14 protein-coding genes are annotated in these 14,493 nt (G+C 66.3%); 8 read left to right on the top strand and 6 right to left on the bottom strand.

From position 1 onward, the window contains the following. The first annotated feature begins 16 nt into the window (after positions 1 to 16). A complete protein-coding gene (locus FRC98_RS11540; RefSeq protein WP_146981572.1) occupies positions 17 to 1,606 on the top strand; it encodes a hypothetical protein in 1,590 nt (529 codons plus the stop codon). A 21-nt stretch (positions 1,607 to 1,627) separates the two neighbouring features. On the opposite strand, the gene FRC98_RS11545 is transcribed toward FRC98_RS11540, so the two are convergent. From FRC98_RS11545 to FRC98_RS11555, 3 genes are all read right to left on the bottom strand, one after another. Continuing rightward, positions 1,628 to 2,197, bottom strand: coding sequence for a DNA-3-methyladenine glycosylase (locus FRC98_RS11545; RefSeq protein WP_230467576.1), 570 nt, complete (start codon positions 2,195 to 2,197; stop codon positions 1,628 to 1,630). A gap of 21 nt (positions 2,198 to 2,218) precedes the next feature. Then, positions 2,219 to 2,833 (bottom strand): pyridoxamine 5'-phosphate oxidase family protein, encoded by a 615-nt coding sequence (locus FRC98_RS11550; protein ID WP_230467524.1) that lies wholly within the window; start codon positions 2,831 to 2,833, stop codon positions 2,219 to 2,221. A gap of 122 nt (positions 2,834 to 2,955) precedes the next feature. Further along, positions 2,956 to 3,762 (bottom strand): sulfite exporter TauE/SafE family protein, encoded by an 807-nt coding sequence (locus FRC98_RS11555; protein WP_146981577.1) that lies wholly within the window; start codon positions 3,760 to 3,762, stop codon positions 2,956 to 2,958. A gap of 396 nt (positions 3,763 to 4,158) precedes the next feature. Here FRC98_RS11555 and ccoN point away from each other — a divergent pair, with 396 nt between their 5' ends. From ccoN to ccoS, 7 genes are all read left to right on the top strand, one after another. Next, positions 4,159 to 6,411 carry a cytochrome-c oxidase, cbb3-type subunit I gene (gene ccoN, locus FRC98_RS11560; RefSeq protein ID WP_230467525.1) on the top strand — a complete coding sequence of 751 codons (2,253 nt, stop codon included), beginning with the start codon at positions 4,159 to 4,161 and terminating at the stop codon, positions 6,409 to 6,411. Then, positions 6,411 to 6,596, top strand: coding sequence for a hypothetical protein (locus FRC98_RS11565; RefSeq protein WP_146981578.1), 186 nt, complete (start codon positions 6,411 to 6,413; stop codon positions 6,594 to 6,596). The genes ccoN and FRC98_RS11565 overlap by 1 nt, the downstream gene beginning before the upstream one ends. After that, positions 6,593 to 7,129 carry a cbb3-type cytochrome c oxidase N-terminal domain-containing protein gene (locus FRC98_RS11570; protein ID WP_146981580.1) on the top strand — a complete coding sequence of 179 codons (537 nt, stop codon included), beginning with the start codon at positions 6,593 to 6,595 and terminating at the stop codon, positions 7,127 to 7,129. Before FRC98_RS11565 ends, FRC98_RS11570 begins: the two co-directional genes overlap by 4 nt. A gap of 141 nt (positions 7,130 to 7,270) precedes the next feature. Beyond that, positions 7,271 to 8,704, top strand: a complete 1,434-nt coding sequence (gene ccoG / locus FRC98_RS11575; RefSeq protein WP_230467526.1) for a cytochrome c oxidase accessory protein CcoG — start codon at positions 7,271 to 7,273, stop codon at positions 8,702 to 8,704. A gap of 1 nt (position 8,705) precedes the next feature. Continuing rightward, positions 8,706 to 9,179, top strand: coding sequence for a FixH family protein (locus tag FRC98_RS11580; RefSeq protein ID WP_146981583.1), 474 nt, complete (start codon positions 8,706 to 8,708; stop codon positions 9,177 to 9,179). Next, positions 9,176 to 11,764, top strand: coding sequence for a heavy metal translocating P-type ATPase (locus tag FRC98_RS11585; RefSeq protein WP_146981585.1), 2,589 nt, complete (start codon positions 9,176 to 9,178; stop codon positions 11,762 to 11,764). Before FRC98_RS11580 ends, FRC98_RS11585 begins: the two co-directional genes overlap by 4 nt. Continuing rightward, positions 11,761 to 11,919, top strand: coding sequence for a cbb3-type cytochrome oxidase assembly protein CcoS (gene ccoS / locus FRC98_RS11590; protein ID WP_146981586.1), 159 nt, complete (start codon positions 11,761 to 11,763; stop codon positions 11,917 to 11,919). The genes FRC98_RS11585 and ccoS overlap by 4 nt, the downstream gene beginning before the upstream one ends. On the opposite strand, the gene FRC98_RS11595 is transcribed toward ccoS, so the two are convergent. The 3 genes from FRC98_RS11595 to FRC98_RS11605 form a co-directional block, all read right to left on the bottom strand. Beyond that, a complete protein-coding gene (locus tag FRC98_RS11595) occupies positions 11,916 to 12,404 on the bottom strand; it encodes a tetratricopeptide repeat protein (protein WP_146981588.1) in 489 nt (162 codons plus the stop codon). The genes ccoS and FRC98_RS11595 overlap by 4 nt on opposite strands. 60 nt (positions 12,405 to 12,464) lie before the next feature. Next, complete coding sequence (locus FRC98_RS11600; RefSeq protein ID WP_146981589.1) at positions 12,465 to 13,562, bottom strand: hypothetical protein; 1,098 nt, start codon at positions 13,560 to 13,562, stop codon at positions 12,465 to 12,467. Positions 13,563 to 13,872: 310 nt separating this feature from the next. After that, positions 13,873 to 14,313: a hypothetical protein gene (locus tag FRC98_RS11605; RefSeq protein WP_146974547.1), complete on the bottom strand. Its 441-nt coding sequence runs from the start codon at positions 14,311 to 14,313 to the stop codon at positions 13,873 to 13,875. Positions 14,314 to 14,493: the final 180 nt, after the last annotated feature.

The following is a 14,493-nucleotide window of genomic DNA, read 5'->3' on the forward strand; positions in this document are numbered from 1 at the left end:
CTCCGCCGACGCTTGAATGTTCCGCATCAAGACTGACATCCGTCACTACAAATGTGACTCCCGGGAGAAGGTCGAGAAGCTCATCCGAAACTGGGTGATTCGTCCGGCCGATCTTTTGCTCGATCCGAGCTCGGAGAGCTGGGCGCCCATTGGCGATCACCCCAGCTTCGCGCCGCTCTTCTCCACCCTGGAGGAGGCCCACCAGAACACCCCGGACACCGTCGTCACCACCCGCCAGAGCACCGAGCCCTCGGCCAACGACGCCTCGCCGCCGCCGGCGATCAACCGCCCCGAGCGCGACGAGATGCCCACCCCGGCGCTCGGTGTGCTGCGCCCCGCCCGCAGCGCACGCAAGGCCCCACCCGCCCCCACGCCCGACCCCGACGACTTCCCCGCCCCCCCCGAGCCCCCCGAGGGCGTGGTCGACCCGGTGCGCGACTCCGGCGAAATCACCATGATGACCGAGCGCACCCTGGAGCTGCTCTCGGCCGACGACGACTCCGCCCCCACCAAAGGCGACACCGACAGCGCCGACAGTGCTTCCGATGAGGACGCCGAGGCCTCATCCCCGGAAGATTCCTCCCCCGACGAAGCGTCCCCCGAGGATGCGACCGCCGACATCCCCCTTCGCCGCCTCGGCCGCCACGATCTTCCCGAAGATCTTTTTGCCACCGCCGAGCTCTCCAAACCCGAGCTCGACGAAGCCCCCCGCATCGACGAGCTGGCCGAGCTCGACGCCCCGCCGGCCGCCGACGACGACACCGCCGGCCCCGACGAAGTCACCGCCCTGCGCGAACTTCCTCCCCTCTCCGACGACAACGACGACGAAAACGAAGACACCTCCCTCGACGAGACCTCCGAAACGCGCGCCCGCTGGAACATCTCCCTGAACTCGCCCCCGGAGGACGATCAGGACGAGGACGACCTCGACGAAGATTCCGAATCCGACGGCGACCTCGACGAAGACTCTGCGTCCGAAGACGAGCACGACCTCCACGAAGATTCCGAATCCGATGACGAGCACGATCTCGACGAAGATTCCGAGTCCGACGACGAGCACGACCTCGACGAAGATTCCGAGCACGACGACGACCTCGACGAGGATTCTGAGCCCGAAGACGAGCACGACCCCGACGAAAAACTCATCGTCGCCCAGGCCATCGGCCCCGATCTCGAGCTCGATGAAGACGCCCTCGACCAGGCCATCGACGATCTGGAAGGCGCCGCCACCGCCGCCCGCGAGCGCGCCGACGATGAGGACGACGAGGCCGAGCTCGAAGAAGTCCCCGTCGAGAAGGCCAAACGCCGCCAGAACCTCGACTTCGTCTCGTCGGGCTACGCCATGGAGCTGCCGATTACGATCGGGCCCTCTGAGGAGCTTCTTGAGGCGGGCATCGTGCGCTCCACCCTCTCCGAGGCCCAGCGCGACCGCCGCCTGCCTCGGCCCGCCCCCAAAAAGAGCGGCTACCGCATCACGCATACCTTCGATCTTTCCCCGCCCCCTCCCAGCACATCACCGCTGGCACAGGTCCCGGGCGGCGCACGCACGCTGATCGCTGCAGCCCTGGTGATCGTCATCATCGCCTTGCTCGTCGCGATCCTCTGAACACTCCCCCCTTCCGCAGTCTTAAGGCCGCGAGAGCCAGGGCGACCCCTCCACGATGTAGCGCCAGGGCCAGCGCGCCGCCTCCCCGCAGCGCTCCGGGTTGAGCCCCACCCGCACGCGCCGCCCCACCTCCTCCTCGGCTACCGGCGCCCCCTTACGCACGACGATCCCCTGGCCCACCCAGGCCCCGCTGAAGCGCTCGTCGATCCCCATCTCTTTGCACAAAAGCGCCGGCCCGCTCAGCCGCCGCTTCTCCCGCACCCGCGACTCAAAGCCGCAGAGAGGCTCGGCCGCCCGCACTAAAATCGCGCCCGGCCCCACCCGACTCGGCGCGCGCAGGTTCAGACAGCGGTGCATCCCGTAGATGCGATACACATACACGCGCCCCGGCTCGGCAAACATCGGCCAGGTGCGCGCCGTCGGCACCCCGCTGCGCGCGTGGCTGGCCGCATCGTTGGCCCCCTCGTAGACCTCCACCTCCACGATGCGCGCGCCCCGCGCTCCCACCCACACCTCACGGCCGAGAAGATCGCGCGCCACCTCGTGAATCTCGCGCGCAAAAAACGCGCGCCCCACCGCCTCACCCTGCACCCTCAACGCCTCCCTCCCGACTCAGGGCACCAGCCACTCGCCAACAAAGGCGTCGCCCTGGCGCTTAAACCCGGCGCGGTACTCCCCCTCCGGATGTACGTGCTGCCATAAGATGGCGTCGATCTCGGTGCGCACCACCGCGAAGTTGGCCCTGGCCTCGGCCTCGCTCACCTCTTCAAAATCCTGGGCGGAGCTCGGTGCCTCGGCGTGTTCGGAGGGGGGAGGCTTTTTGAAGTAGAATACGAGCTCGTCGAGCGATTCTTCGGCCCACATGCGGTCGGCCAGCGCGTCATCGGTATGAATCGTGGTGCGCCCGATGAACTGAAACTGCTGGTGAAGCTCCCGGTCGTAACACACCCAGACGGTGCGCGGCTCGGCACGCAAATCTTGCACCTTCCCGGAGCGGCGGTCGGTGTGGCAGAGCAGCGCCTGCCCCGGCTCCACATCTCTCAAGATCACGGTGCGCGCCCCGGGCGCCCCATCCTGGCGTGTGGTCACAAAGATCGGCGTGGCCATCGCGTTATCCCGTCGGTGCGCGCCACGCTCGGCGTAAGCCCACAGATGCTCCAGCACCTCCTCCAGGCTCTCCAGCCGGGGCATCGGCTCGACCATCAGCTCATCTTCGAGATCCTTCATGCGCTCTCCCTCGCTCACCATCGCTTAAGTCCAGTCTCACTCGCCAACCTAACCTACGCGCGCAAGCCGCACAGGACAAAGCCCTCCGACACACACGCGCGCTCTGCATCCCCCCAATCCTCTCACCAGAGCATCATCGTCCAGGCCTCCCCAAAAAGCTCAAACGCCAGATAAACGTGGTCGATCCAGCCGTTGGCCGCCGCGCCAATCAGCCCCATCCACACCCCGGAGAGGATCAGCCCCGCGGCCACAAGCCACGTGGAAGCCGCGCGCAGACGCCCGCCCAACAGGCTCGAGCCGCTGGCCGCGGCCATCAAGACCGGCGTGGTCATCGCCACCAGCAGCACCATCACCCCGGCGCCGTGCCAGGGGCTGGCGGTGGCCGCAGCGATGCTCAACACCCAGAACATCAGCATGCAGGGCAAAAGCCCCATCATCAGCCCCATCACCCCCATCTTCAGCCAGCGGTTCTTTGGCGCCAGACGCATCGCCCGCTGCAAAAGCCCGCCGCTCAAGCCCGCGACCTTTGCGCCCAGCCGGCCGCCCACCCCCGCGCTCCGATAGCGCGCCGGCAACAACTTCCACAATCCGGCGGCCACCAGCACCGCCGCCACCACCAGCCCGGCGGTCTGCGTCATCCCCCGCACCCAGCCCTGGGCCATCGCCCCCAGCGCGCCCGCCCCCGCACCCATCGCCGCATACGTCAGCGCTCGCCCCCCCTGGTAGCTGAGTACCCCGGCCGAGGCCTTCATCACGCGCCGGGCCGGCGTCGGCTCGCTCCACGCCCCGGTCGTCGCCGTGAGGCTCGCCAGGATCGGCCCACACATCCCCGCGCAGTGCAGGCTCACCCAGATCACCCCCACGCCCAGCACCTGCGCATAAAAAGGCGCGACCTGCGCCCACGCCCCGACCTCTGCCACCTCGCTCATCCTCACTCCTTACGCGCGAGTCTCACCCGAAGCCCGTGCTCCGGTCCATCGCGCGTTCGCACTGCAAGCGGCGCGCCACACCCACGGCCGCCCCGCACGCCCTACCTAACCACTCCCGCGGCGTTACGAATCCCTACGCCTCCATCTTTGCGCTGCGCACTTTCTGCGCATACGATGGGTCACACGCACTTTTTGCACGCCTGAAGGTCTATGTGGAGCTCTCAAGGTACCGCACGCACCTTTTTCGCTGCGTCTTTTCGCCACATCGCCCCGCTGGCACGCAACTTGATAAGCCTTGCGCACGTACCCGCCGGGTGGTTCACCACTCCGGTGTTGATTCCGTGGCAACGACGAGATGCCTTCCCCCCCCCTAAATGTTGAGTCCCAGGAGGTCCCGTGACTCGAGCGCCATCCCCCCAACAACCCGCTCAGACGCTCGCCCCGGCAGCCACCGAGCGCATCCGCTACGATGATCGCATCGTGCGGATGTTCGTCATCGCCACCGTCGCCTGGGGCATCATCGGCATGCTCGTCGGCGTCATCCTGGCCCTGCAGCTGGCCTACTTCCCGGCCAACGAGCTCGGCAAGTACTTCACCTTCGGACGGCTTCGCCCGCTGCATACCAACGCGGTGATCTTTGCCTTCGCCGGAAACGCCATCTTCGCTGCGGTCTACTACTCGACCCAGCGCCTGGTGAAAGCCCGCATGTTCAGCGACCTGATGAGCAAGCTCCACTTCTGGGGCTGGCAGGCCATCATTGTGGCTGCCGCCATCACGCTACCGATGGGCTTTACCCAGACCAAAGAATACGCGGAGTTGGAGTGGCCCATCGCGCTGGCCATCACCGTGGTGTGGGTGATCTTCGCGGCGAACTTCTTTATGACGCTCAAGCACCGCCGCGAAAAACACATCTACGTGGCCATCTGGTTCTACATCGCCACGATCATCACCGTGGCTGTGCTGCACATCGTCAACAACCTGGCCATCCCGGTGGGGCTCTTTAAGAGCTACTCGATCTTTGCTGGCGTCCAGGACGCGATGATCCAGTGGTGGTACGGCCACAACGCGGTGGCGTTCGTGCTCACCACCCCCTTCCTGGGCCTGATGTATTACTTCCTGCCCAAGGCGGCCAACCGCCCGATCTACTCCTACAAGCTCTCCATTCTGCACTTCTGGTCGCTGGTCTTCATCTACATCTGGGCCGGCCCGCACCACCTCCACTACACCTCGCTCCCGCAGTGGGCCTCCACCCTGGGGATGGTCTTCTCGGTGATGCTCTGGATGCCTAGCTGGGGCGGCATGATCAACGGCCTGTTCACCCTGCGCGGCGCCTGGGACAAGGTGCGCACCGATCCTGTTCTGAAGTTCTTCGTGGTCGGCATCACCTTCTACGGCATGGCCACCTTCGAGGGTCCGCTGATGAGCGTGAAGCTCGTCAACTCCCTGAGCCACTACACCGACTGGACGATTGCCCACGTGCACGCCGCCGCGCTCGGTTGGAACGGCTTTATGACCTTCGGCATGATCTACTGGCTGGCCCCGCGCCTCTGGCAGACCAAACTCCACTCCACTCGCCTTGCCAACGCCCACTTCTGGCTGGCGACCGTCGGCATCCTCCTCTACATCGTCGCGATGTACAGCGCCGGCATCACCCAGGGTCTTATGTGGCGCGCCTTCGATGAGACCGGGCGCCTGATGTACCCGGACTTCATGGAGACGGTCGTCGCGATTGTGCCCATGTACTGGGTGCGCCTTATCGGCGGCTCGATCTACCTGATCGCCACCTGCCTGGGCGGCTACAACCTGATCATGACCGCGCGCACCGCGCCCAAAAACCTCGAAGACCCGGAAGCTGTGGTCCCCGCTGCGCTTCCCAAACCCAGCGTTAAGAGCAGCCCCATCCTGGCCACGCCGGCCGGCGAGCAGGCCAACATCGACGACGCCCTCTACCGTCTTCAGGAGAAGTTCAAGGGGGGCTGGCACCGTATGCTCGAAGGTTGGCCGCTGGTCTTCACCATTCTGACCACGGTGGCCATCCTGGTGGGCTCGATCATCGAGATTGTACCGATGCTGCTCATCCGCTCCTCGGTGCCCACCATCGCCGCCTTGAAGCCTTATACCCCGCTGGAGCTTGAGGGGCGCGACCTCTACATCGCCGAGGGCTGCCACACCTGCCACTCCCAGCAGGTCCGCCCGATGGTCGATGAGATCGAGCGTTATGGCGAGTACTCCAAGCCCGGCGAGGGCGTCTACGACCACCCCTTCCTCTGGGGCTCCAAGCGCACCGGGCCGGATCTGGCGCGGGTTGGCGGCAAGTACAACCACTTCTGGCATTACCGCCACATGATCGACCCACGCTCGACCAACACCCGCTCGATCATGCCCGCCTACCCGCACCTGGAGACCGACGAGCTCGACCTCTCCAAGACCCAGACCAAGATCGAAACCATGATCTTCCTGGGCGTGCCCTACACCCCCGAGGAGGCCGAAAACGCGGTGGAAGACGCCCGCGCGCAGGCCGCTCAGATCGCTCAAGAACTCCATGAGCAGGGCGGTCCCGAGGGCCTTGAGAACAGCGACCTCATCGCGCTGATCGCCTACCTGCAACGCCTGGGCACCGACATCTCTAACGCCGAAGGAGCCGACTGATGCGACGTGAGATCATGGAAGCCGCCGGCCTGGAGGCCTTTGCCGAGGTCGGCCTCATCCTCTTCGTCATCGCCTTTGCGCTGATCGTGCTGCGGGCCCTCTTCGCTCACAAAGAAGAGCTCAACCACGCCCAACACCTCCCCCTGGAGGACGGCACCCTCGACGGCCAGGAGTCCCCCCAATGAGTGAATCTACCCCCCAGAGCTCCGCTCCCGAACAGGATGTGCTCCTGGACCACGACTACGACGGCATCCAGGAGTACGACAACCCGATGCCCGGCTGGTGGCTGGCGATCTTCTACGTGACCATTGTCTGGTCGGTCTTCTACGTGGTGGCCTTAGGCCTGGACTTTATCGACGACTACGACGCCCAGCTCACCCAGGCCTCGCGCCAGCTGGAGACCACGCGCAACGCCTTTGCCGCAGCCACTCCGCCGGTGGACGAGGCGATGCTCAGCGCGCTGCTCGAAGATCCGGAGGCCATCGCACGCGGCTCGGAGGTCTACTCCGGCACCTGCGCCCCCTGCCACGGCGCCAACCACGAGGGCGGGGTCGGCCCGGTGCTCACCGATGAGGAGTGGATCCACGGCGGCACCCTGCCCGAGATCTACGCCACCATCCGCGACGGCGTGCCCGAAAACGGCATGCCCCCCTGGGGGCCGGTGCTGCGTCAGGAAGACGTCGCCGCGCTGACCGCCTACATCGCCTCGCTGCAATAGCGCGCCAGGCTCCCTTGTTGACGCCGTGCGGGTCGACGGCGTCAGATCTTTCTTTTCTTTGCGCAGTAACCCTGGTCTTCCCCGGCCGCCTCTTAGAGCGGTCGGGGAAGACCTCCCCTCTCGTCGATGACGAGGTCTATGATGAGCACCCCTCCCATTCTCGAATCCCCCGAAGCCGTCCTCTCCACCATGGACAAAGACGGCTCTCGCCGCTGGATCTACCCCACCTTAAGCCCGGGCCGCTTTCTCAACGCCCGGCGCGTGGTGGGCTTTTTGCTCATCGCGTTTTTCGTCGCGCTGCCCTGGATCAAGATCGCCGACAAGCCGGCGATCTTCCTCAACATCACCGGCGGTGAGTTCACCTTCTTCGGGCTGACACTGCACTCGACCGACACCGTGCTCCTGATGATCTTTATGCTCATCATCCTCTTGAGCGTCTTCTTCTTCACGGCGCTCTTCGGGCGAGTGTGGTGCGGGTGGGGGTGTCCGCAGACGGTGTATCTGGAGCTTGTGTTTCGCCCGATTGAGCGGCTCATCGAAGGGAAAGAAAGCGCGCGCCGAAGGCGCGACGCCGGGCCCATGACCCCGGAGAAGTTCGCCCGCAAAGCGGTCAAGCTGGCCGTCTTCACGCTGCTCTCGCTCTTTCTGGCGCACACCTTTGTGGCTTACTTCGTGAGCTGGCCCGAGCTCCTGCGCTGGATGACCCTTAGCCCGGCCCAGCACCCCGGCTATTTTGCGACCATGGCCATCACCACCGCCCTGGTGCTCTTTGACTTCGGCTATTTCCGCGAGCAGATGTGCACCATCACCTGCCCTTACGCCCGCTTTCAGTCGGTGCTGATGGACCGCGATTCGCTGATTGTCAGCTACGACCCGGGGCGCGGCGAGCCCCGCGGGCGCCGGCTCAGGTCGAAAGGTCCCATCGATCTGGAGAATCCGCAGGCGCGCCTGGGCGACTGCATCGACTGCGGGGCGTGTGTGCGCACCTGCCCCACCGGCATCGACATCCGCGACGGCCTGCAGATGGAGTGCGTCTCGTGCACCCAGTGCGTCGACGCCTGCGACGCGATCATGGACGCCATCGACAAGCCCCGCGGGCTGATCCGTTACACCTCCGAGAACGCCATTGAGAACAAGCCCACCCGTGTGCTGCGCCCGCGCCTGATGGCCTACGGCGTAGCGCTGGTGGTGCTCAGCACGCTCTTTGTGGCGCTCATCGGCCAGCGCCAGCCCCTGGAGGTCGACATCGGGCGCATGCCCGGACCGGCCTTTACCGAGCTTGCAGACGGTCAGATCGCCAACCGCCTGCGCATTCGCCTGCGTAACCGCACCGGCGAGGATCGCCAGGCCACCCTGCGCGTCACCGAGCCTGAAGGTGCGAGCGTGCGTGTGGTCGGCCCGCAGACCATCGCGCTTGAGGCTGGCGAACTCACGCGCGTGGAGGTCTGGACGACCGCCCCGCCGGCATCCTTGCCCGGCGGCTCAGCCACCGCCACCTTTGAGATCCTCATCGAGGGCGAGCCCTGGGCCACCTCGAGCTTCCCGCTTTTGGGACCCACCTCCCCTGGAGACTGATATGCTCTCGATCCCCTCACACATCTTCTGGCCGGGTTTTATCATCGCGATCCTGGGCATCTGCATGGGCTCGGGCATGTCGATCATCGTGGCCTCGGCCTCCGACGGCGGCCCGCGCATTGTGCCGGACTACTACGAACGCGCGGTGGCCTGGGATGAGTCGGTGGCTACTGATGAAGCCTCCCGTGAGCTGGGGTGGACGGTGGCCCTGAGCGTCAACGACGAGCGCGCCGAAGTCGCCGTACGCGACCGCCAGGGCCAACCTCTTACGCTCAGCGGCAGCGCGAGCTTTCGGTTGGCCTCCGACGTAGAGCCCCGCGCCACCGTCCCGCTCATCGCTCGCCCCGACGGCCAGCCCGGCCACTACATTCTTGCGGACGCCCCGCTTGCGCCGGGCGTCTGGGATGTGACGCTGCATCTTCAGAGCGGTGAGACCACCTACGAGCGCACCCACCGGGTGGAGAGGTCCCCATGACCCAACCTTCGTCGGTCCCCTGCGCGCACTGCGGGCTGCCGGCACCGCCGCCCCCCGCGGGCGCGCCCGAAGATGCCCCGAGCTTCTGCTGTGTGGGCTGTCACTCCGTCTACCTGGCCTTGCACGAGTCCGGGCTCGATAGCTTTTATCAGCTTCGCGACACCTGGAGCAGCGATCCGCAGCCGGCGCAGGCCCCCGATGTGGCCGCCGAGCTCGCGCCGCTGCTCGACTCCGAAGCCTTCTTAAACGAACACGCACGCCAGCACGAAGACGGCAGCTTAAGCGCCCGGCTGCACCTCGAAGGGGTGCATTGTGCCGGATGCGTCTGGCTCATCGAGCGCCTCCCCGAGCTGATGGACGGAGTCTTGAGCGCGCGCCTGGATTTAACCCGCGGGCTGCTCTCGTTGCGCTGGGATCCGGCGCAGGTGCGCCTCTCCCAGGTCGGCCAGGCGCTGGCGCGCTTTGGCTACCGCGCCCACCCGCTGCGCGCCGACCAGCGCGAAGTTCGCAACCAGGGCTTAGGCCGCCTGCTCACCCGCGTGGGCATCAGCTGGGCGGTGGCGATGAACACGATGATCTTCGCCATCGCCGAGTACGCAGGCTTAAGCGCCCTCTCGGATGCCGGGCTGCACACCACGATGCGCTGGCTCAGCTTAGGCTTGAGCGTGGTGGCGATGTTCGTCGGCGGATCGATCTTTTTTCGCCGCGCCTGGGCCTCCTTGCGCACCGCCTTCTCGCAGAAGTTAAGTACCGGGCTTACCCACCTCTCCATCGACGTGCCCATCGCCTTAGGGATCGGCGTGGGCTGGATCCATTCGGTCTACAACACCGTGTGGGGCCAGGGCGACGTGTGGTTCGACTCGCTCACCGTGCTCATCGCCGCGTTGCTCAGCGCGCGTTATCTGCAACTGAGGGGTAACGCGCGCGCCGCCGATGCCGCCGAGCGCCTCTACTCACTGCTCCCGCGCAGCGCGCGCTTGCTTCGCCGCGCCGACGAGCCCACCTCCCAGCTCCGAGAGCGCGCCGAAGCCGTGCTCGCAACCTCCCTGCGTCCGGGCGACCTCATCGAAGTTCGCACCGGTGATGTCGTCGCCGCCGACGGCGTGGTGACCCTCGGCCGCAGCGAAGTTCTACGCGCCCTGCTCACCGGCGAGTCGCGACCGGAGAAGATCGCCCCGGGGCAGGTGATTGAAGCCGGCGTCACCAACCTCGGCGCCCTCTTGCACGTCGAGGTGCGCGCCACCGCCGAAGAGACCCGCGTGGGCAAACTCCTGCGCTGGATCGAAGATCATCAAAGTCAGCGCGCGCCCATCGTGCAGCTCGCCGACCGCCTGGGGGGCATCTTCGTGCTCGCGGTGCTGGGCGCCGCCCTGCTCACCGCGCTGGTCTGGGCGCTGGTTGAGCCCTCGCGCGCCATCCCCAACGCCGTGGCCCTGCTGGTGATCTCGTGTCCCTGCGCGCTGGGCATGGCCACGCCGCTCGCGATGAGCGTGGGCGCCGGTCGCGCTGCGCGCCGCGGCGTGCACATCAAAAACGACGACGTCATTGAGGCCCTCGACCACCTCACGGATCTGATCTTCGATAAGACCGGCACGCTGACCGTGGGTCAGCCCACCGTCGCCGCCCTTGAGGGCGACGAGGAGGCGCTGCACCTTGCCAGCGCGCTGGAGTCGCACTCCAGCCACCCGCTGGCCCGCGCGCTGGTGGCGGCCGCGCCGCCGCAAGCCGGCTTCGCACCGCTCCCCACCCGCGAGGTCGAGGAGCACACCGGGCGCGGCATCACCGGTCGGGTCGGCGAGCAACGCGTGGCGGTGGGGCGCCCGGATTGGCAACTTCCCGAGGATCATCGCTGGCGGGTGCGCGCCTCGGAGTTCGCCGCCCGGGGACTTACCCCCCTGGTGGTGATGGTCGATGAGGAGCCGCGCCTGCTGCTGGGTCTGGGCGACCGCCTGCGCCCGGGCGCCACCGAGCTTGTGGCGCGCCTGGGTCAACGTGGCGTGCGTGTGCATCTGGTCTCCGGCGATCACCCGGAGCTTGTGGCTCGCGTCGGCGAAGAGCTCGGCATCGACAACGCCCGGGTCCGCGGGGGCGCCAGCCCCGAAGATAAGGTCGCCATCATTGAGGCCCTTCGAGACGTTCACCCCGACGCCACCGTCGCCATGATCGGCGACGGGGTCAACGACGCCGCCGCGCTGCAGGCCGCCCACGTCGGCGTGGCCGTCTACGGCGGGTCCGAGGCCAGCCTCCAGGCCGCCGACATCTTCCTGATGCGCCAGGGCCTGACCCCCATCGAAGATCTCCTCGACGGCTCCTCCATCATCATGCGCACCGTGCGTCGAAACCTCACGGGCTCGGCCATCTACAACGTCTTCGGCGTGAGCCTGGCCGCCCTCGGGCTGGTCTCCCCCCTTGTAGCCGCGCTGCTCATGCCGATAAGCTCACTGGCGGTGGTCGCCTCCTCGCTCTCCCAGCGATCCTTTGAGCCGCGTCCCCCCCGAAGCGCATCGCCGGACGCGGCCAACGCCGCCTCCCCTGCCCCCGCGCCGCAAACGCCCTCCCCCCTTGCCCGGGAGTCTGCCGCATGAACATCCTCTACCTGCTCATTCCCCTGGCGCTTGTGCTCACGCTGAGCTCGGTGGCGGCTTTTGTCTGGGCGGTGCGTCGAGGCCAACTCGATGACCTCGACACCCCCGCCCTTCGACCGCTTTTGGACGACGAGCCCGAGCCGCCCCGGCGTTAGCCCTCGAGCTTCGCCCGAAGATCGGCCTCGACCTTACGCGCCGCCCGCTGAATCACCTCCAGCTGCGCGCCGGCCCGACGCGTGAGCATATCATGCTCTTCCGGGGCCTTCTCAGGGTCGTAGCCCATCTCAAAGACCGCCCGCAGCACATCGACCCCCTCGGGCACCTTGCCCGCAAGCACCAGGCACTCGCCGAGGTTGACCAGCGTGTTGCGATCGGTGTTGTCGATCTCGGCCGCCCGCTGCAACGACTCCAGGGCCTTGAGCAGCCGCCCCTGACGCCGGTACACCACCCCCAGCAGCGCATGCGCCCACGACATCGCCGGGCGCATCTTGATCAACTTACCCAATACCTCCTCAGCTCGCCCCAGCTCGCCCTTTTTATAAAAACGCCTGGCCAACTCCTGGGTCTGCGCCGCCACCAGATCGGGGGCTGCTTCCCAGGCCTGCTCCGTTTCACTCTTGCTCTTCTGCTGCTCACTCATGGTGAAATCTCCTCTGGCATTCACGTGCAAAGATTAAGGGGGGGATCGATCCAGCGCTTATCAGGCCCGCAAAAACGCACCCATCATATCCGAGACCGTGCGCGTGAGGTTGAGCCCGTCGAGCTGGCCCAGAAGTCCCATCACATCGCCGAGCACCCCCTGGTCGAGCCCGCCCATATCGAGCAGCCCGCGCATCGTCTCGAGCGCCTCGTGGGTGACCTGCTGCAGCTGGGTCTGCGCCGCGTCGGTGAGCCCGCTGCTCATGCTCTGCGCCCGGTCCATGAGCATGGCGTGAGCCTGCTCAAAGATCTGCGTGCCCAGGGAGGCCACGTCGGCGTTGGCGTCACCCATCTCGCGCATCACCTGTTCAAGCGCCTGGCTCAGCGCTTCTTTGACCTCCCCGTTGGCCTCCCCCAGCCCGCCGGTCAGATCGCCCAGCGTATCAAAGGCCCCGTCAAACATGCCGACCAACTGGGGGATGTTCTCCAGGAGCCCGGCGCCGGTCTTCACTGTGTTGATCACATCCATCGCGGTGCGACCGAACTCCATCACCGAGCCTGCCTGACTGGCCAGCCCGCCGAGCTGGCCCACATTGGCAAAGAGCCCGGCGCCGCTTCCCAGCCCTCCCAGAAGACTCGCACCGCCCCCGCCAGCCAGAAGGCTGGCGCCGCCAGCGCCGCCGGTGGCCACCGTTAACCCGACCTTTTGAACGATCGGCCCCGCCACCTCGTAGAACATCCCCACCACATCGCTGGCCGAGCGGCAGAATCCGGCGATCTCCTCCCCCCCGCAGGCTTCGGCCACATGCCCGGCCACCTTGAGACCATTCTCAATGCCGCCAGCGACGTTGCCCGTACCAAAATCCACGGCTGCCCCGGCCACATCCCCCACCCAGTCCGGTAAACCCAGCCCGTCGAGCGCGCTGTTGGCTGCCGAGCCGATGCTCATCTTCCCCTTAAAGACATCCCCCACCAGGTCGAAAAAACCGCCCGAGTCCTCCTTCCCTCCGATCTCAACGCTGTCGCCCTCAAAGAGCCCGCCCAGCGCGTCGATCCCGTCGCCCCCGACGTCGCCCACCACATCCACCACCGACGCGGCAGCCTTGCCAATATCGCTGATCGCGTCGGCCGCATTGCTCAGCACGCCCATAATATTCATCGTCAGCCCTCACCAGACCTTGTCCTGCGGGCGACGTACTCCTCTCCGAACAGCTCATCGTCGCCCCTGCCCTTTTGTTATCGAGCGTTTGGCGACGATCTTGCGTGCTCCCCTCAACTTTTTTTCAGCAGGTGCTCTCTTTTCAGCCTTGAAGCCCGGTCGCAGACCCGCTCTTCGCCGCGCCCACACGCAAAAAAGCCCCCCGCGAGACCATGTCTCGCGGAGGGCTCCGGGTTGAAGCATCGCTCCAACATGCTGCGTCAGGCGTCCCGATGGCGGTCGGGAGGCCCGGGTCGAGCGACCCTTTTCCTCAGGCCTCGTGCAGCTCGCGCCACGGCTCATAATAGCTCTTGCGAATCAGCTGCACCGCGCGCTCCACAAAGGCCACCAGCGGCCCCGGCCCGATCTCTTCGATGGGATCTTCGAGGTGCCCGTAGGTGTTGACCGGAAAGGACTTCGGCTCGAGCGCCTCGCGCGCCTCAATAAAGGCGTTGAGCGCCTCGCGATGCTCATCGGTGGCGTCTTTGCCCGGGTGGGGAGACGCATAGAGTTTGACCACACCCTTGGTGTTCACATCGAGGATAGCATAGCCGATCGCCCCGTAGCGTAGGTTCATGCCGCCGGCACGACCGCCGCCAACCTGCATATCACAACCGAGCTGCCGCGCGCCGATGAGCACCTGCTCAATCGCCTCGCGCCGCTCACTACCGCCCCGCTCTTCCGCCTTCTTGACCACGTCTAAAGTGTCCAAACGCTCTCCTGGGTTCTACGTCAATGTCGCCCGATGGGCACAACCGCTTTCACCAAGAGGATGCGCCGCCCCGGGCGCCCAACATCTTCCTCCGCTCGAGAAGAACTGGACCTTACGAAAGGTGAGCTTTTTTCACGCCGGCATCTCTCGACGCTGGCACAGCGAATAAGCGCGCTCGGT

The organism is Lujinxingia vulgaris (assembly GCF_007997015.1).
GTDB lineage: Bacteria > Myxococcota_A > Bradymonadia > Bradymonadales > Bradymonadaceae > Lujinxingia > Lujinxingia vulgaris.